Raw genomic sequence first — 16,895 nt, 5'->3', positions numbered from 1 at the left:
CAACGCACGGTTGAGCTTCCAGTAGACCGCGCGCGGTAGTGCTGTCGGGAGGTCAACTCCGGCGGTACGCGGCCCACCGCCCCGAGGCTGGGAGCGAGCCCCGGACACGACGACGCCGGGGTGTCGTTGACACCCCGGCGCGAAGTCGAAGGCGAGGAAAGCGAAGGGACTAGTTTCAGTGAGGTGGAGAAGGAAGTCCGTTCATGGCCTCGCCCGGCCAACAGTAGCAGTCAGCCGGGGATCAGGTCGCGCAGATTTTCCGGCGTGAGGACGCGGGAGTCGGGGTGCAGACCCTCCGGGCGTTCCAGACCGATGTAGGTGACGGGGCCGTCCGGGACCGACACACCGTCCCACAGGGTGGTGGCCGTCGCCCGGTCGGCCACCAGGTCGGTGAGGTAGCGGACCGTGAGGTGGTCTCGCTCGACGATGCCGCGCAGCAGCGTGGCCACCGAGACCCGGTTGCCCTCGACGCGGTTGGAGTTCGGGTTGCCCTTGAGGTACAGGTGCAGCCACTTGGCGCGCCAGCGGCCGTCGTCCCCGCGTATGAACGCCAGCGGCAGCGCGACGCGGCCCGGGCCGCGCAACTCCGACTTCATACGGACCGTACGCGGCTCGAAGGGGCGGCCCTGCTGCTCGGCCTCGCGCAGCATGAAGCCGAAGAACGACTCCTCGACCTCCTCGAACCCCTCCCCCGAGAAGATGTTGACCTGCGGCACGATGAAGGTGCCGCGCACGGCGCCCAGGCGCAGATTGATGAACTCCGAAGCGCCATCGGCCGCGTCGGTGATGTCGCCGGAGTGCTCGCCCTCCATCCCGGTGAGCGCGGTGTACGACAGCCAGGACACCGTCTCGTACGAGGCGTCCAGCATCAGCGCCGACAGGTCGAAGTCGGTACTGCGGCTTGCCTGCTTCCAGTGGACGAAGAACCGCAGCAGCTCACCGTCGACCGGCGAGAGCGAGCCGCGGGGCAGCACGCCGAGACCGGCCGCCGTCGCCTTGCCGCTGAGCGGGAGTGCGACGTCCAGAACGTCCGGGTCGATCAGCAGGTGGCCGGGGTCGGGCAGACGGCGGCATATCTCGGCGTCCAGGGCGGCGATCAGGCGCTCGCGCTCGGCCGCGGGCACAGGCGGGCGGGTGTCGTCGCTCACCCAGGCACGGCCGCGGCCGTTGACGAAGACACGGCGCTCGCCGTCCTCTTGTGCGCGGTTGTTCAGGTGCTCGCGCACCGACAGCAGGACCCGGCCGGACACCTGCGGGACGACCCGCTCGGCGGCGGCCACCACCACGTCGCGCTCGTCCTGGGTGCCGCACGAGCGCAGCAGGTGGTCCAGCGAGCGGAACAGCTTGCCCGGAGCGGACTCCAGCAGCCGCGTCGCCCCGGTGACGTCGCGCGCGGCGAGCAGCTCCGCCGCGCGGCTGTCGAAGGACCGGGCCTCCTTCTCCCCCCGGGCGACGGCGAACACGTCGGCGGCGTGCGGCCAGCGCGCCGCGTACTCGTGCGCGTGCAGCCGCTCGCCCAGGCGCTTGAACGCCTCGCGGTGTGCGGTCACGTCGGCGAGCTTGGCCGGGGACGCCGCGACGACCGCGTCGAGGCCGGCGAGCAGGGCACGCCGCACCGGGCGGGACGGCGACCGGAACCGGGTCGGCTCCAGGAGGGTCACGTCACCGTCCGACAGCCCGCAGGCCAGCCGGAGCACATCGGTGACGGTGTCAAGGAGCAGGCCCGCACCGGCTTCGAGCCGGGCGCGGTTGACGACAGCACGGTTCTCCCGGACCGGGATCTCCTCGGGCTGCGGCCCGCCCACGCAGTGCCCGGCGAGCACGGCCAGGTCGAGCAGCGCCTCGTCGCCCAGCGGCGTGGTGCTCCCGGCCAGGGCCAGGTACAGGGCGGTGACCTCGTCGTTCGGGGTGCCGCCCAGGTGCAGGACGGTCAGGCGGTCACCCGTCGCGGCGATCAGCTCGTCGTGCGCGGCGAGCATCTGGGCGTACGTGTGCTGATAGGTGCCGTAGGACGGCAGGGTCAGCAGGTCGAGCACGCCCTCGCGCAACTGGGCGAGCGTGCCCTCGCACGACGCGCCGTCGACGAGTGCCTCGGTGATGCACTGCGTCCAGAAGTCGAGGGTGTCCGGCACGTTGGCCGGGAAGTCGATGAAGTAGGCGTTGTGCTGGACGTGGTCACCGACCATCTCGCGGACCGTGTCCAGCGTCCGTACGGCGGTGTCGACGACCGTCCCCTCGGACAACGCCGACAGGTGCCCCAGCAGCTCTGCCGAGAGCTTGAAACCCACCGACATCAACGCGGCGTCCAACTGCCGCGCCGCGACGTCGCCTTGCCCCGCGGGTCCGCAGGGGGCGGGAAGGCGGTGGGTATGCCGGATGACCAGGGGTTCGAAAGGGTGGACCATCCGGGAATGATCCCAGAGCCGTACGAACCGACGCACTCGGGTTTTCGTACGTCACGCGCAGGGGACCGCATCCCTACCTCGATCGCCCAGACCCAGGCCCAGGCCCAGGCCAAGTCGCCGGACGCGGGAACCTGCCGTCGCCCTGCCACACCCTGCCGGTAGGGTCGGCTCCGCGCCAGGGGGGATCACCAGGCGCCGCAGCGGCGCACCGGTGCACACCGGCGGCGCCGACACGGCTTCGCCGACCGACTCCCGCCGCGTCAACCGCCAAACCCCGGTACCACCAGGCCGGACTCGTACGCGATCACTACCGCGTGGGTCCTGTTCTGCGCGCCGAGCTTGGTCAGCACGTTTCCGACGTGGGTCTTCACCGTCTCCAAGCTCACTGTGAGCGACTCGGCGATCTCCGGGTTGGACAGGCCGGTGGCCATCAGCCGCAGCACCTCCTCCTCCCGCCCCGTCAGCGCCGCCTTCGGCAGCGCCTCGGCGGAGTCCAGCGGGCGGGCGGCGACCATCCGGCGCAGCGCCGCCGGGAAGAGGATCGCCTCTCCCGCCGCCACGACCCGCACCGCCTCCGCGATCTGGCGGACCGGATGCCGCTTGAGCACAAACCCACTGGCCCCGGCGCTGAGCGCGGCGGTGACGTAGTCGTCGTTCTCGAACGTGGTGATCACCACGACCTTCGGCGGCCGGGCCGACTCGGCCAGCAACTGCCGGGTGGCCTCGATTCCGTTGCGACGCGGCATCCGTACGTCCATCAGGACCACGTCCGGCCGCAACCGCAGTGCCCGATCGACCGCCTCGACGCCGTCGGCGGCCTCCCCGACCACCGCGATCCCCGGCTGTGCCGCGAGCAAGGTGCGCAGACCGCTGCGGGTCACCTCGTCGTCGTCCGCGATCAGGAGTGTGACGGGGGTGCCGGCAGGAATGGTGGCGGCGACGCCGGTCATGGCGGCTGCTCTCGTGTCAGGGTCGGCCACGACGGCTTCGCTCGTGTCAGTGCCGGTCATGCCGACAACCGTACCGGCAGCCGGACCGCCAACCGCCAGTGCCGCGGCCCGTCCGGGCCGGCCTCGAACTCGCCGTGCAGCAGCCGCACACGTTCGGCCAGGCCGGGCAGGCCGTGCCCGGACGTCGGGAAGGACCCCAGGCCCGGGCCCGGGCCCGTCGCCGCCCCGGCCCGGTTGACCACACTGAGCTCAAGCCCGTCCGGCGCGGCCGTCACACAAACCTCGATCGGACCGCCCGCCCCGTGCCGCAACGCGTTCGTCAGCCCCTCTTGCAGGATCCGGTAGGCCGCCCGGGAGAGCGTCCCCTGCACCTGCGTCAACTCGCCCGACAGCTGCGGTTCCACCACCGCGCCCGCGAGCCGCAACCGGTCGAACAGCTCGGGCAGGTCGGCCAAGGTCCGGGTGGGAGCCGTCTCCGCCTTCTGCTCGCGCAGCACGCCCAGTACGTAGTCCAGGTCCTCCAGCGCGGCACGGGTCGACTCCTCGATGCTGCGCAGGGCGGCCCGCGCGGCCACCGGGTCGGCGGAGAGCACTTCGCCCGCCACCGCCGCCTGGATCGTGGTCGCCGTCAGGGTGTGTCCGATCGAGTCGTGCAACTCGTGGGCCAGTCGGTTGCGTTCGGCCAGTCGCAACTCCCGCTCGGCCGCCAGCGCGAGGCGCTCGGCCGACGACGGCCCCAGCAACCTGGGCGCCAACCACCGCAGGGTATTCGTCACCACCGCGCACACGGCCGCCGCCAGCAACACGCAGCCGAGTGCCACCACCCAGCTCTGCCAGCCGGCCTCCGCCCGCACCGACCAGCCGAACAGACTCAGCCCCGCCTCGGCACGGAACCAACCCATCGCCGAAAGGGCCAGGCCGGCGAGGATCAGCACACCGCTGACCAGCGCACCCGTCCACCCCAGCGCCACGTGCAACAGCAGCCAGAGAGGAGTCCGCCAACGGTCGGCGCCGGATGCCACGGCCGGGGTCGGCGCGGGAGGAGTCGGCGCGGTGCCGGGCTCGGGTGCCCGCTGACGGGCGGTCACAGGAGCCGGCAGCGGCACCCTCAGCAGTTGGCGGGCGCACGCGATCAGTGCCCGGCGCGTGGTGCGGGGCAGCCCGACCGCGCCGATCAGTGCCGCCCAGACCAGGAGGACCAGGACGGCCTGCACTCCATAGGGAGCGGATGGCCACGCCAGCGTCGGCAGCAGCGCGAATGGCAGCAGTGGCAGACTCGCCAACGCGCCGCAATAGGCGAACAGCATGCCCGTATACGTGGAGCCGCGCAGCAGCGGCCGGATTCCCCTGATCATGATCGCCCCAGTATGACCGGGCAGCTCACCGGCGACCTCCCCCGATCGGGGGAGCACATTCTCCCGCCATTACGCGATGCGTACCCAAGCCCCCGGAAACCATGATCGTGTCCTGCCCGGTTGAAACGGAAGGACGCGCTGATGAACACGCAAGCGACAGAAATGACTGAGATGTCGCCGCATCACACGGCATCGAATTGGGCCGCTGAAGCGGACCCGTACTCCCCAGGCCCCCGGGGCCACGGCCACGACACACGGCCTGTGGGCGGCAAGAACAGTCTGGCCGGAGCCGCCGTGGTGCTGGGCGTCATCGCCTTGAGCACGTCGATCGTCTTCGTCGGCGGCCCGCTCGGTGTCATCGGCCTGATCCTGGGCATCGCGGCCCTGCCGACGACCAAGCGGACCGGCATCGGCCGGAGCAAGGCCATCACCGCGGTGGTGACGTCGGCCCTCGCGATCGTGGTGTCCATCCTGGTCGCCGTCTTCACGGTCTGGTACGCCAACACGACGCAGGACTGCTACCAGCCGGACAGTTTCCAGCAGTACAAGCAGTGCGTCCACCAGCAGTTCGCCGGGAACTGACCGGCGACCAGCGACGGGCAACACAGACGGCACTCCCCAGTGAGGACGAGCATCAACGTGCGGAACACACGAACAACACCTCTCATGGCCCTCGGCGCCATAGCGACGTGCGTCGCGGCGCAGACACCCACAACAGCCCTTGCCGCGTCCGAGGCGTCTGCGACCAAGGCTCCTCTGCGGCAATACACGCAGCAGAAGCCCCAGTGGCAGCGCTGCGGCGCGGACAGCCCCGCCGCCTTTCAGTGCACGACACTCAAGGTGCCGCTGGACTACAGCGATCCCGACGGCAAGAAGGTCGACGTCGCGATATCGCGGCTGAAGGCAAGCAGCGCAAAGGAACGCCGTGGCGTTCTGCTGCTCAACCCCGGCGGCCCCGGCGGGCCGGGCCTGAGCCTGCCCGTCGACCCGAACGTGAACATCTCCGAGGAAGTGAGGAGGCGGTACGACCTCATCGGGTTCGACCCGAGGGGCATCGGGCAGAGCTCGCCCGTCAGCTGCGGTCTGTCCGGCGACGAACAGGCCTTGGAACGCCCGTACAGGGCCGAGAGCTTCGCCAAGGACGTGGAGTGGGCCCGTACGGTGGCCGACAAGTGCCAGGCCAAGGAAGGTGACAGGCTGCGCCACCTCACCACCCGCAACACCGCTCGCGACATGGACGTCATCCGCGCCGTGCTGGGCGAAAGGAAGATCTCCTACCTGGGGTTCTCCTACGGCACCTACCTCGGCGCCGTCTACACGCAGATGTTCCCCCGGCACACCGACCGGTTCGTGCTGGACAGTGCGGCCGACCCGGAGCGGTACGGGCGGGGCATGTTCCAGGCGATGGCGGAGAGGGCCGAGCCCGCCTTCACACGATGGACGCAATGGACTGCCGAGCGACACACGACGTACGAACTGGGCCATACCCCGGCCGAGGTCCGCAAGACCTTCTGGGACCTCATCGCCCGGGCCGACCGCACACCCATCGACTACGGCGGAACACTCTTCACCGGTGACGACATCCGTGCTCAGCGCGCCACGTTCTCCCGGGTTCAGAAGGCCGCCACCTGGGTCGCCGAGCTGAAGAAGGCGGCCGAGGGCAGGAGGGCGACCCCGTCCGGCACTCCCGGGCAGGCCCTCAGCCCCCTCCCTCCGTCGTCCGCCCATGACCTTGTTCCCTCGGACAATGAAGCCGCGAGCGCCTGGGCTGTCCTGTGCGCCGACACCCGCGCGTCGTGGCCGCGCGACCCCGAGCAGTACCGCCGCGACGCGATCCGCGACAAGGCCCGCTATCCACTGTCCGGCGACTTCGCGTCCAGCATCAAACCGTGCGCCTTCTGGAAGCCGGGCAGCGAGCCCGGGACAACCGTGAACAACAACGTCCGCGCACTCATCCTGCAGAACGAGTGGGACCCGGCAACGCCCCTGGCCAGCGGCCAGGCCATGCACCAGGCCCTGCGCGGCTCCCGGATGGTCACCGTCCTCGGCGGAGAGGGGCACATCGTCAACGGCACCAACTCCCGCGCGGACGCGAGCGCCACGCTCTACCTGACCACGGGCAGACTCCCGGCCAAGGACCTGAGGCTGATGGCGCGGACGCCGGGCTGAGTACGCATAAGCGAGTGCGGTCCGTCTCGCCCGTGTCCAGCGCCAAGAAGCGCGGCGCACTTTCACGTCTGCGCGGCTCCATGCGCAACACCTCACCCGTGACCGTGTGCGGAGCACGCCGCTCCAGGACGGCGAGCGTCGCGTAGTACGCGGCCAGCGCGCCGAAGCAGACGATCGCGACCGTCTCCCCCACCAGCGGCCCGGAGCGGTCCATGGCGTGGCTCAGCCAGCCGTGGGCGCTGCCGAAGTTGCCGGGCATCATCGCGAGGAACGCCACGAACAGCGTCCAGCGGCCGAAGCGGCCCGCCACCAGGACGCCGAGCAGTGCGATGCCCACCCATCCGGCGCTCAGCAGCAGCCCGGGGCGGCGCAGCGAGTGGTCCGCGTCCGGGCCCGTGGTCACCGCCCAGTCGGGCTGGCGCAGTACCGCGAAGACGCGCTGCTGGCCAACCGGTGGCGGTCCGTCGACCGCGCCGCCGCGGCCACCCTCCTCGACCTCGCGGCCCGCGGTCTCCTGGAGCTGCGTCAGCCCGCCGACGACCCAGACCCACTCCCCGGCCACCGCACGTGAACAATTCGCTCTGACCTGGGGCGCGGCGTCCGTAGGGTTCCCGCATGGCGGATGAGAGTGAGCGGGCCGTACAGGCGGCGATGGAGGGGGAGCTGCGGCTTCTCGATCCTGAGGTGCGTGCTTCCCCGGACCGTGTCCTGGAGCTTCTTGATCCGGAGTTCACCGAGATCGGGGCATCTGGAAACCGGTGGGACGTGGCGTCGATCCTCACGGTGACGGGTGACGGCGCGGTGTCCCCGGAGTCGCCGGTCAACGTCGACGAGATGTCCGGCGTCGTCCTTGCCCCGGGCATCGTGCACCTGACGTACCTCACCGACCACCAAGGCCGTAGGGCATGGCGGAGTTCCTTGTGGCGCCTGACGGAAGAGGGCTGGCGAATGTACTTCCACCAGGGCACTCCGGCCGGCTGAGCCGAAGGGACACCACCGGTCATCAGGGCTCCAGGTGCTGCCAGTCCTGACGTTGTACGCGTCACCCTGCGGGGTCAGACACTTCCCGAGAACTCGGAGAACCGTGGTGCGCCGGGCTCCGGGGGGAGCCGGGTGGCGCGGGCGGTGTAGCTGATGGCGTGGTACCAGCCGCACAGCATCAGCAGGTCCAGGAGTTGCTCGGAGCTGAACTCGGTCGCCAGTCGGCCCCACAGCGCATCGTCGATGTCGTGGTGGGCGTGCAGCGCGTCGGTCGCCTCGATGAGCAGCCGGTCGCGTTCGGTTTCCCAGCATGCGTCCGTGCTCGTTCCGCGCGTGAGTGAACGGATCTGCGCAACGTTCAACTCCGCGCGTGGTGCGAAGCGTTGAACGTGCACGCCCCACTCGTACTCGCACCCGCACAGCGCGCAGGTGCGGTCGATGACGATTTCCCGGTCGCGCAGGCCGAGACTGAGTCGGCGGCTGAGCTGGTAGGAGCCCCAGGCGTGGAGCGCCTCCGTCAGCGGCGGGTTGCGCGCGTAGGTCCGGAAGAGGGCGATCGGCTCCTCTCCGGTGGGCATCATGCCGCGCAGCACTGATGCGACGTCAGCGGGGTACGGGGCAGCGACAGGTGAGATCCGGGCAGTCATGGAGCCTCCCTCGACTGCTTCTCTTTTAGAAGCACCTGGAGAGAAGGTACTGTCTCTGAAACCGAAGCGCCATCCCGGGCAGAAGAGAAGGGCAGGCTCGATGACCGCCGCACCAGCACCCCGGCGTCCCGTGCGCGGGTCCTCCACGGGGCGTCCCATCATGGCGGCCCTCGACCTGTTCGGCCGACGCTGGACCTTGCGCATCCTGTGGGAACTCCGGGACCAGGCCCTTGGATTCCGGCCGCTGCAACAACGGTGCGACGGCATGTCGTCCAGCGTGCTTCAGCAACGCCTCACCGAACTCCAGGAAACCCTTCTCGTCGAGCGCGACCTCGAAGGCGGCTACCGACTGACACCTCTCGGCAAGGACGCCTGCCACGAACTTCGCGGCCTGAACCGCTGGTCCGAGCGCTGGGCCGCCGAACTCGACCGGACACCACCCGACGGCTCGAAGGCGGAACCGTAACCCGATCGCTCGGCCCGCTGAAGACCGGCCCAGGGAGACGACCGCGTACGTTGCCCGCTCTCAGCCCGTCTCTCGCAGGGCATCGGCGGCCCCACTGGAGAGTTCGACCCGCACCAGGGCGGCTGCCGGCTTCGGCAGATCCTCGGCCGCGACGAGACGCGCCAGCCCCGCAGCTGTCTTCACAAGCCCTAGATCGCCCGCAGCGTGGCGGGCCCGTGCGCACGGCCGAGCGGCGGTGCCGACGTGTTCCGCCGCCCGGATACCCGCTTCCTCGGCGTGGGTCCTCCCGTACTCCTCCAACAGGTGTTTCGCCGTCACTCGCCGCGCCATGGTGCTCCTCGGGACGCAGTCGAAAACGGGTAGGTCACGCGGCGCGCCCACACCCTCACGTCTCGTGGACGACGCCGACGTCGTCCGCGGTGCCCTGGCGGATGATGACCACCGGGCACGACGCATGCTGGGCGCATTGCAGGCTGACCGAGCCGAGCAGGAGGCGTGCGAACCCTCCCCTGCCGCGGCTGCCCACCACCAGCAGCTCCGCGTCGGCCGACGCGGCGATCAGCACCTCTGCCGGGTTGCCCCGCGCCACGTGGCTGGTCAGTGCCACGTCTTCGGCCTGTACGAGCACGGTGCGAATCTCATCGGCAAGATCCTTTCTCGCCTGTTCCTCATCGAGGTCCGCGTCCACCGCCGGAGCGGACCACCCGGCCGCCCCGGGCACTTCGTAGGCCGCCACTGCGTCCACCGTCGCCCGGATGAGGCGGGCGTGCCGCACCGCCCACCGCAGCGCCTCATAAGACGCATCGGAGCCGTCGACACCCACCACGACACGGGGATTGCCACTGTTGGTATCCATGGCCGCTTTCCTTCTCCCTGGCCGCCGCCCAAGGCCGTGTTCACGCAGCCGCCGGCCGTCGTTCGCGAAGGCCACCGCCTTCACCCGTCCCGGCGCGCCCTCACGGTCCGGCCATGAGCGAGGCCCGACCTCAGGGGAAAGGGAAAACCGGGGCGCTTTGCGTTGCTTTCTGCTCGCGCGACTTCCCTTCCTCCAGGGTGCTACAGACACAGCGGCGTGACCAGCGGCGATGCGCCGGACCGTGCGGGCGGGGGGGCGCCCCACCGCCTCACCCTGAGCACTCCCCCGGTTATCGAGGGTGTTCGGGCGTCGCCCTCAGCGCCGTGTGGCGGCCGCACTGGCCGGGTTACGGGTGGTGGCCGAGGCCCTTGGCGGAGCTGCTCAGGGCCTGTCCCGAAGTCGGGTGTGAGCTTGTGGCAAGATCGCGGGATGTTGCGACTCACTGATTTCATTATCGACTGTCCGGACACGATGAAGCTGGCGGCTTTCTACTCCGAGGTGACGGGCCGTCCGATCAAGGAAGGCAGCTCCGAGGAGTGGGCTGGCATCCAGTTCGGCGAGATCGAGCTGGCATTCATCCGGGTGGACGACTACCGCGCTCCGCAGTGGCCCGACAGCGAGCACCCCAAGCAGTTCCACCTCGACTTCGAAGTGGACGAGATCGAGTCCGAGCAGCGCCGCGTCCTCGACCTCGGCGCGACGCTGAGGCAGGACTCCATCGGCTCCAACGGCTACGGCTGGCAGGTCTACACCGACCCGATCGGCCACCCCTTCTGCCTGTGCCGCAACAAGGGCGTCATCTGGACCGACCAGGGCCCGGTCTGGCCCAAGCGCGACTAGCCCTTCACTCGCTCCGGCGCGGTGGGCCGGGTCGCATCGCTCGAAGAGACGACCCGGCCCGCCCGCGTACCCGAGAGCGCCGCGACCGCGATGGCCACCAGGGCGAGCACGACGCCCGCGACGGTGGCCGCCGTGACCTGCGTATCACCGCGCGGCAGCAGCAGGTCCAAGGCGAGGGAGCCGACCAACTGACCACTGATCGTGCACAGTCCGAGCACCAGGACGCCGAGCTTCTGCACCGTGGCGACCGCGATGGTGATGAAGGAGATGCCGACCAGACCGCCGAGATAGAGGTACGGCTCGGACGGCAGACCAGCAGGCAGCCCCGTCGCCACGGCATGCACCAGGAAGATCACGCTCAGCGCGCCGGTACCGGCGACGAAATTGAAGAGCGTCCCCGTGTAGGCGGATCCGGAGGCGTTCCTCACATGTCCGTTGACCGCCTGCTGCCAACTCACGCACACGCCCGCCACCAGCGGGAGCAACAACATCGCATACGGGAATCCCCCGCCCAGCTTGTCCGCCATCGACAGGCCCACGGCCGCGAGCACGAGCACCGCGCCGACGACCCGGCGCCGCGTCGGCCGCTGCGGTCCGGCAGGGCCGAGCCCCATCCGGTCGAAGAGCAGTCCCCCGGTGACCTGGCCCGCCACGATCGCGACGGTGAACAGCGCGACCCCGAGCGCCCCGACGGTCAGCCCCTGCGCGAGCAGAAAGGCCGCGCCCCCGAAGCCGCCGAGCACCTGCCACCACTTGAGCCGCCCGCCGCGTACGTCCGCCAGCACCAGACCGATCCCACGGCGCGGCTTTCGCAGCACGAGCAGTCCGAGGGCCAGCACCACGAACCCCGAGCCGAACGAGATCACCGCGGCCGTGAACCCGTCGCCGCCGAGCCCGGCGGCGAGCTCGCCGGTGATGCGGGCCTGGAGGGCTATCAGGGTGCCGGAGAAGACGGCGAGGAACAGCCAGGGGGCTGCGGCTGCGGGCATGTGCGTACGACCTCTGAGCTGGGCATTGCCGACGGGAAACGCGACGGCTCGGAAGCGCCTGCGAGCGGCAGCCGGGCCGCTCCCTTTCTAGCTGATCAGCTCATCGCCGAACAGGGTGGGCCGGATGACGAGACATCCGGAGCGCCGGCCCATGGCACGCCCAGCGCCTGGGCGTCTCTCCGGCCACGGCCGCAAGCTCCGGGGGGCTGCCGGGACCCGGCAGCCCCCGGAGGTCTTTCAGCGGTCGCGGTGGCTAGTTGTAGACCCAGCCGCTGCACGCCTGGGCGGCGCCCGTGGTGACGTCCTCGACGCAGACGTTGTCCTCAAGCCGTCCGCCCGAGGAGGCGAAGCCGTGCCAGTAGGTGGCCGTGTTGGCTCCTCGGTCCGGGGCCGCCACATAGCCGGAGCTCGAAGAACCCTGGTTCGGGTGGGCGCTGTCCCACTGGTAGATGGTGACCTTGCAGGTGTCGTACGAGTGGTCCCAGGTGTGGCCGGTGACATGGTTGGCGTCCCAGGTCGTCCAGCCGAAGCAGCTTCCCGACCAGCCGCTCCAGTTGGCGCCGGCCGCGCTCGCGCCGGGTGCCGCCAGGAACGTGGTGGCGAGGGCGGCGGCGGCGATCGCACCGGCCGCACCGATGCGGACCTTGCCCCGGCGTGCGCCGGGAGCCGTGCGTGATCTGCGCATGGAGTTCCTCCTCGTGCCGTTGAAGTCGTCCCGGGAGACTAGGAAGCGCGCCGTCTGTCCGACAACGGGTTGGGACAGGGTGGGACGACCTGGGACAGCCGCCGGGCGGGCCGGGGCAGCGTGACTTCCGCTGCCGCCTGACCCGTGCCCGCGCGGCATACGGTCCGGAAGGGGTCTTCGAAACGGCTGCCGACCGCAGCCGGTCCGCGACGTGCCGCGGCGATGCGCCGCGAGCGGGCGGCCCCGGTAACGGCGGAGCCTGCTCCCCGTTCCCGCGGCCGATGGTGTACGAAGTCCTTCGTGAACGAACAGATTCAGCCCTCGACCGTGCGCGTGTTCATAGCGCTCGCTCCGCCCGACGACGCGAAGGAAGAGCTGGCGCGAGAACTGCGGCACGCCTACTCCGCGTACCCCCGTCTGCGGTGGAACCGCATCGAGGACTGGCACATCACTCTCGCGTTCCTCGGTGAGCTCCCGGTGGCAACCGTCCCGCTCCTCCAGCCGCCGCTCGCGGATCTCGCGGCAGTGAACCAACCCCTGCGACTGGCACTGCGCGGTGGCGGGCACTTCGACGAGCGGGTGCTGTGGAGCGGGGTCGAGGGGAACCTCGAAGGGTTGCACCTGCTCACCAAAGAGGTCCGCGACGTGATCAGAGGGTGCGGTGTCGCCTTCGAGGACCGCCCCCTGCGCCCCCATCTGACGCTGGCCCGGTCACGCCGCGACGACGCGTCCAGCGTGGTGGAGGCCGCCGCCGGACTCGCCGCGTTCGTCGGCCGGCCATGGCGGGCCGAACGCCTGCACCTGGTCGCCAGCAACGTCGGCCGCGGACCGGGACCGATCCACTACCGCGACATCGAAGCGTGGCGTTTCGGCGCGGAGCCTTCCTGAAACGTGGAGCCTTCCTGGAACACGGTGCGGGAGGCCCTGGTTCAGCAGGCCTCCGGCCTCTCCGGAGCCGGAGGGTCAGCCCGCGAGGCGGGCCATCCACTCCTCGACCTCGTCCGCCGAGCGCGGCAGGCCCGCCGACAGGTTCTCGTGGCCGTCGGCGGTGACGACCAGGTCGTCCTCGATCCGGACACCGATGCCGCGCCACTCCTCGGGCACGGTGAGGTCGTCCGGCTGGAAGTACAGGCCGGGCTCGACGGTGAGCACCATGCCCGCCTCAAGGGCGCCGTCGACGTACTCCTCGTTCCGGGCGTGTGCGCAGTCGTGGACGTCCAGACCGAGCATGTGGCCGGTGCCCGCCATGGTGAAGCGGCGCTGGAGGCCGAGCTCGTACGCGCGCTCCGCCGGGCCTTCGATGAAGCCCCACTCCACGAGGCGGGCCGCCAGGTGGCGCTGGGACGCCTCGTGGAAGTCGCGGTAGGCGGCGCCCGGCTTGACGGCGGCCATGCCGGCTTCCTGGGCCTCGTACACCGCGTCGTAGACCTTGCGCTGCAGCGGCGTGAAGGTGCCGCTGATGGGAAGCGTGCGTGTGACGTCGGCGGTGTAGAGGGTGTGCGTCTCCACGCCGGCGTCGAGCAGGAGGAGGTCCCCGGGGCGGACCGGGCCGTCGTTGTCCGTCCAGTGCATGATCGTGGCGTGCTCGCCCGCGGCGCAGATCGTGCCGTAGCCGACGGCGTTGCCCTCCAGGCGTGCGCGGCGGAAGAACGTGCCCTCGATCCACCGCTCGGACGACGCGATCGCCCGGGAGAGCTCACCGATCACGTCGGTGAAGCCGCGCACGGTGGAGTCCACGGCCTTGCGGAGCTCGGCCACCTCCCACTCGTCCTTGACCAGGCGGAGGTCGCTGAGCGCCTCTTCCAGTTCGTCGTCGCGCTCCTCCTCGGTGGCGACCGCGAATTCGAGCGACGGGTCGATGCCGCGGACGATCCGGGTCGGCGCACCGGAGGCGGCGGCGAGGTCGTCGGCCGCCGTGCGGACGTCGCGGCAGGGCAGTCCGAGTACGACCTCGGACTCGGCGAGGGAGCGGCGTCGGCCCATCCACAGCTCCGCCGTGGCCCCGGTCCAGAACTCGTTGTCGTCCCTGCTGTCCCGCGGCAGCTGGTAGCAGTAGGCGTCGTGGCCGCCGTCCGCTCGGGGTTCGAGGACGAGCGCGCCGTCCCGGGCCTGGTCTCCGGTCATGTGGACGTAGCCCGTGTACGACCGGAAGGGGTAACTGTCGTCGTTGGAGCGGGTCTTGAGGTTTCCCGAGGGGATCACGAGGCGTTCGCCCGGGAAGCGCGCGGAGAGCGCGGCGCGGCGGGCGGCGGCGTACGGGGCCTGCGCGTCGGGCCGCAGGTCGAGCCGCTCGGTGTCCGCCCACCCCGTCCGCATCAGCGCGGACAGTTCCTCGGAGATCCCTGAGTAGAGACCGTTCTTCCGGCCTTTCGCCACGGCGTACACCTTCTTCTGGATGGGTCTGCTGGGTGCGTTTCCTCGGCGGACGGTACTCCGCGCCGCGCACACTCGGTGCCGAAGAGTGCCACTGGCACAGATCGGCCACAGCTCCCGTGCGGTCGTTGATAATGCGGCCTATGACGAACGCGAAACTCGGCGAGGCCCTGCGGCTTCTGGGCATCGATCACGCGGCGGGCCAGGTCTATCTGGCGCTGCTGGAGCTGGCCCCCGCGCCGCTGAGCGCGATCGCGGCCGCGGCCGCTCTGGACGGCGCGGAGCTCGCCGCGGCGTACGGCGCGCTGGTCGACGCCGGTCTGGCCAGTGCCGCCGAGGAGGGCGGGGACGTGGTGGCCCCGGTTCCGCCGGCCGCCGGTCTGGAGATCCTGGCCCGGCACCGGGCGGCGGAGGTCGAGGAGTCGCGCATCGCCGTCGGGGGCGCGTTCGAGTCGTTCCGGCGTCAGCGGCTCGCCGCGTACAACGACAACCTCGTCGAGGTCGTCACCGGCGACGCCGTCGGCCCCCGGATCCGTCAGGCCTGGGCGAGCGCCCGCGAGCAGATCCGGCAGCTTGAGTCGCCTCCGTACCTCACCCTGCCCGGCGCCACGGACGACGCGCTGGCCACGCTCGCCCGCGGTGTGACGCAGCGCGTCGTGTACTCGCGCGAGTCACTGGAGTACCCGGGCCATCTGAAGGAGGCCATCGAACCGTGCGTCAACGCCGGCGAACAGGCCAGGGTGCTGCCGTCGGTGCCGGTCAAGCTCGTGATCATCGACGAGGCGTACGCGCTCGTGTCGTTGTCGATCAAAGAGGCCGACGTGCACAACACCATGCTGGTCGTACAGCCCTGCGGCCTGCTGTCCGCGCTGATCGCACTGTTCGAGCAGTCCTGGCAGAACGCCCTGCCGTTCCACGGCAGCACCGCCCGCCCCGGCGGTGTGCCACCCGCCGACCGCCGTCTGCTGTGGCTCCTCGCGGGTGGCGCGAGCGACGACGTCATCGCCCGCGAGTTGGGGCTCAGCCGCCGCACACTGTTCCGCCGCCTGCAGATCCTGATGGCCCAACTGGGCGCCGCGAACCGCTTCCAGCTGGCTCTGCAGGCACAGCGCCACGGATGGCTGTGACACCGTCTGCCGAAAGGCCCGGCACGGCTCAGCGGGAACCCGTACGCAAGCGGAAGGTACGGCGGTAGGCGTCGGGGGGCACACCCACCGTGCGGTTGAAGTGGCGCCGCAGCGTCGTGGCGGTGCCCATACCGGTCGCCGTCGCGATGGAGGTGACACTGTCGTCGGTCTTCTCCAGCAGCTCCTGGGCGCGGCGGATCCGCTGGGTCAGCAGCCACTGCAGCGGTGTGGTGCCGGTCGCCGCGTGGAAGTGGCGGCCCAGGTTGCGCGAGCTCATCCGCGCACGGCGCGCCAGGTCCTCCACCGTCAGCGGCCGGTCGAGCCGTTCGAGCACCCACGGCAGCAGCGCCGTGAGCGGGTGGTCGTCCCGGGCGGGCACCGCGGTGGTGACGAACTGGGCCTGGCCGCCGGACCGGTGGGGCGGCACGACCAGGCGGCGGGCGACCGCGTTGGCGATCGACGAGCCGTGGTCGAGGCGGACCATATGCAGGCAGAGGTCCATCGCCGCGGCCTTGCCCGCCGAGGTGAGCACGCTGCCGTTGTCCACGTAGAGCACGTCCGGGTCGACCTCCGCCAGGGGCCAGCGCGCGGCCAGGTCATCGGTGTGCGCCCAGTGCGTCGTGGCGCGCCGCCCGTCAAGGAGTCCGGCCGCGGCCAGTACGAACGCGCCGGTGCACAGGGACGCCACGCGCGCGCCCGCCTCGTGGGCCGCACGCACCGCGTCGACCAGGTCGGCGGGCGGTTCCACGTCGACGTCGACCCAGCCGGGGACGATCACGGTGTCGGCCTCGCGCAGCCGCTCCAGTCCATGGTCGGGCTCCAGCACGAACCGGCCGAGCCGCACGGCGCCGCTCCCGCAGACTTCGAGGTCGTACCAGGGAACGTCCACACTGGCCGGGGCGGAGCCGAAGACCTCGTACGCCACGGAGAGTTCGAAGTGCAGCATCCCGTCGGTGACGGCCAGCGCGACAGTATTCATGTCCGGAAGTGTATGGGTCATGTCGTTCCAGACACTCACTGCGGAGTGTGCGAACGCGCCAGGATGGTCGCAG

Annotated in this window: 18 protein-coding genes; 7 read left to right on the top strand and 11 right to left on the bottom strand. The window is 70.7% G+C overall.

Translation table 11 applies throughout. The features are described 5' to 3' along the window. Positions 1 to 230 precede the first annotated feature (230 nt). The 3 genes from OG965_RS36880 to OG965_RS36870 all read right to left on the bottom strand — a co-directional run bounded on the left by OG965_RS36880 (position 231) and on the right by OG965_RS36870 (position 4,710). A complete protein-coding gene (locus OG965_RS36880) occupies positions 231 to 2,405 on the bottom strand; it encodes a hypothetical protein (protein WP_371656430.1) in 2,175 nt (724 codons plus the stop codon). 260 nt (positions 2,406 to 2,665) lie between these two features. Further along, the gene (locus OG965_RS36875) at positions 2,666 to 3,355 is read right to left on the bottom strand and encodes a response regulator (protein WP_371657159.1); all 690 of its coding nucleotides are present in this window, start codon (positions 3,353 to 3,355) and stop codon (positions 2,666 to 2,668) included. A 56-nt stretch (positions 3,356 to 3,411) separates the two neighbouring features. Beyond that, on the bottom strand, positions 3,412 to 4,710 hold the full coding sequence (locus tag OG965_RS36870; RefSeq protein ID WP_371656429.1) for a sensor histidine kinase: 1,299 nt from the start codon (positions 4,708 to 4,710) through the stop codon (positions 3,412 to 3,414). 261 nt (positions 4,711 to 4,971) lie between these two features. Here OG965_RS36870 and OG965_RS36865 point away from each other — a divergent pair, with 261 nt between their 5' ends. Further along, positions 4,972 to 5,292: a DUF4190 domain-containing protein gene (locus OG965_RS36865; RefSeq protein ID WP_371656428.1), complete on the top strand. Its 321-nt coding sequence runs from the start codon at positions 4,972 to 4,974 to the stop codon at positions 5,290 to 5,292. A gap of 84 nt (positions 5,293 to 5,376) precedes the next feature. Next, the gene (locus OG965_RS36860) at positions 5,377 to 6,879 is read left to right on the top strand and encodes an alpha/beta hydrolase (protein ID WP_371656427.1); all 1,503 of its coding nucleotides are present in this window, start codon (positions 5,377 to 5,379) and stop codon (positions 6,877 to 6,879) included. Here the strand turns inward: OG965_RS36860 and OG965_RS36855 are convergent. Beyond that, a complete protein-coding gene (locus OG965_RS36855; RefSeq protein WP_371656426.1) occupies positions 6,776 to 7,441 on the bottom strand; it encodes a hypothetical protein in 666 nt (221 codons plus the stop codon). The genes OG965_RS36860 and OG965_RS36855 overlap by 104 nt on opposite strands. Positions 7,442 to 7,494: 53 nt before the next feature. Here OG965_RS36855 and OG965_RS36850 point away from each other — a divergent pair, with 53 nt between their 5' ends. After that, a complete protein-coding gene (locus tag OG965_RS36850) occupies positions 7,495 to 7,860 on the top strand; it encodes a DUF4440 domain-containing protein (protein ID WP_371656425.1) in 366 nt (121 codons plus the stop codon). Positions 7,861 to 7,934: 74 nt separating this feature from the next. Here the strand turns inward: OG965_RS36850 and OG965_RS36845 are convergent, their stop codons facing one another. After that, positions 7,935 to 8,507: a carboxymuconolactone decarboxylase family protein gene (locus tag OG965_RS36845; protein ID WP_371656424.1), complete on the bottom strand. Its 573-nt coding sequence runs from the start codon at positions 8,505 to 8,507 to the stop codon at positions 7,935 to 7,937. 160 nt (positions 8,508 to 8,667) lie between these two features. On the opposite strand from OG965_RS36845, the gene OG965_RS36840 reads away from it, so the two are divergent. Next, positions 8,668 to 8,973, top strand: coding sequence for a winged helix-turn-helix transcriptional regulator (locus tag OG965_RS36840; RefSeq protein ID WP_371656423.1), 306 nt, complete (start codon positions 8,668 to 8,670; stop codon positions 8,971 to 8,973). 60 nt (positions 8,974 to 9,033) lie between these two features. Here OG965_RS36840 and OG965_RS36835 read toward each other — a convergent pair whose 3' ends face one another. Together OG965_RS36835 and OG965_RS36830 are read right to left on the bottom strand one after the other, a co-directional pair. Further along, complete coding sequence (locus OG965_RS36835; protein ID WP_371656422.1) at positions 9,034 to 9,156, bottom strand: hypothetical protein; 123 nt, start codon at positions 9,154 to 9,156, stop codon at positions 9,034 to 9,036. Between the two features lie 202 nt (positions 9,157 to 9,358). Next, positions 9,359 to 9,829: a universal stress protein gene (locus OG965_RS36830; protein ID WP_371656421.1), complete on the bottom strand. Its 471-nt coding sequence runs from the start codon at positions 9,827 to 9,829 to the stop codon at positions 9,359 to 9,361. Positions 9,830 to 10,258: 429 nt separating this feature from the next. Between OG965_RS36830 and OG965_RS36825 the strand changes: the two genes are divergently transcribed. Then, complete coding sequence (locus OG965_RS36825) at positions 10,259 to 10,669, top strand: VOC family protein (protein ID WP_371656420.1); 411 nt, start codon at positions 10,259 to 10,261, stop codon at positions 10,667 to 10,669. Here the strand turns inward: OG965_RS36825 and OG965_RS36820 are convergent. After that, the gene (locus tag OG965_RS36820) at positions 10,666 to 11,658 is read right to left on the bottom strand and encodes a DMT family transporter (protein WP_371656419.1); all 993 of its coding nucleotides are present in this window, start codon (positions 11,656 to 11,658) and stop codon (positions 10,666 to 10,668) included. The genes OG965_RS36825 and OG965_RS36820 overlap by 4 nt on opposite strands. Positions 11,659 to 11,911: 253 nt before the next feature. Beyond that, complete coding sequence (locus OG965_RS36815) at positions 11,912 to 12,343, bottom strand: hypothetical protein (protein WP_371656418.1); 432 nt, start codon at positions 12,341 to 12,343, stop codon at positions 11,912 to 11,914. A 300-nt stretch (positions 12,344 to 12,643) separates the two neighbouring features. Between OG965_RS36815 and thpR the strand changes: the two genes are divergently transcribed. Continuing rightward, positions 12,644 to 13,231 carry an RNA 2',3'-cyclic phosphodiesterase gene (gene thpR, locus OG965_RS36810; RefSeq protein WP_371656417.1) on the top strand — a complete coding sequence of 196 codons (588 nt, stop codon included), beginning with the start codon at positions 12,644 to 12,646 and terminating at the stop codon, positions 13,229 to 13,231. A gap of 75 nt (positions 13,232 to 13,306) precedes the next feature. On the opposite strand, the gene OG965_RS36805 is transcribed toward thpR, so the two are convergent. Continuing rightward, positions 13,307 to 14,719: an aminopeptidase P family protein gene (locus OG965_RS36805; RefSeq protein ID WP_371656416.1), complete on the bottom strand. Its 1,413-nt coding sequence runs from the start codon at positions 14,717 to 14,719 to the stop codon at positions 13,307 to 13,309. A 140-nt stretch (positions 14,720 to 14,859) separates the two neighbouring features. Here OG965_RS36805 and OG965_RS36800 point away from each other — a divergent pair, with 140 nt between their 5' ends. Further along, positions 14,860 to 15,843, top strand: coding sequence for a LuxR family transcriptional regulator (locus OG965_RS36800; RefSeq protein WP_371656415.1), 984 nt, complete (start codon positions 14,860 to 14,862; stop codon positions 15,841 to 15,843). A 28-nt stretch (positions 15,844 to 15,871) separates the two neighbouring features. Here the strand turns inward: OG965_RS36800 and OG965_RS36795 are convergent, their stop codons facing one another. Then, positions 15,872 to 16,822, bottom strand: a complete 951-nt coding sequence (locus tag OG965_RS36795) for a helix-turn-helix domain-containing protein (RefSeq protein ID WP_371656414.1) — start codon at positions 16,820 to 16,822, stop codon at positions 15,872 to 15,874. Positions 16,823 to 16,895 lie beyond the last annotated feature (73 nt).

It is taken from the genome of Streptomyces sp. NBC_00224, from assembly GCF_041435195.1.
Classification (GTDB): domain Bacteria; phylum Actinomycetota; class Actinomycetes; order Streptomycetales; family Streptomycetaceae; genus Streptomyces.
This window is presented reverse-complemented; position numbering and strand designations above follow the sequence as displayed.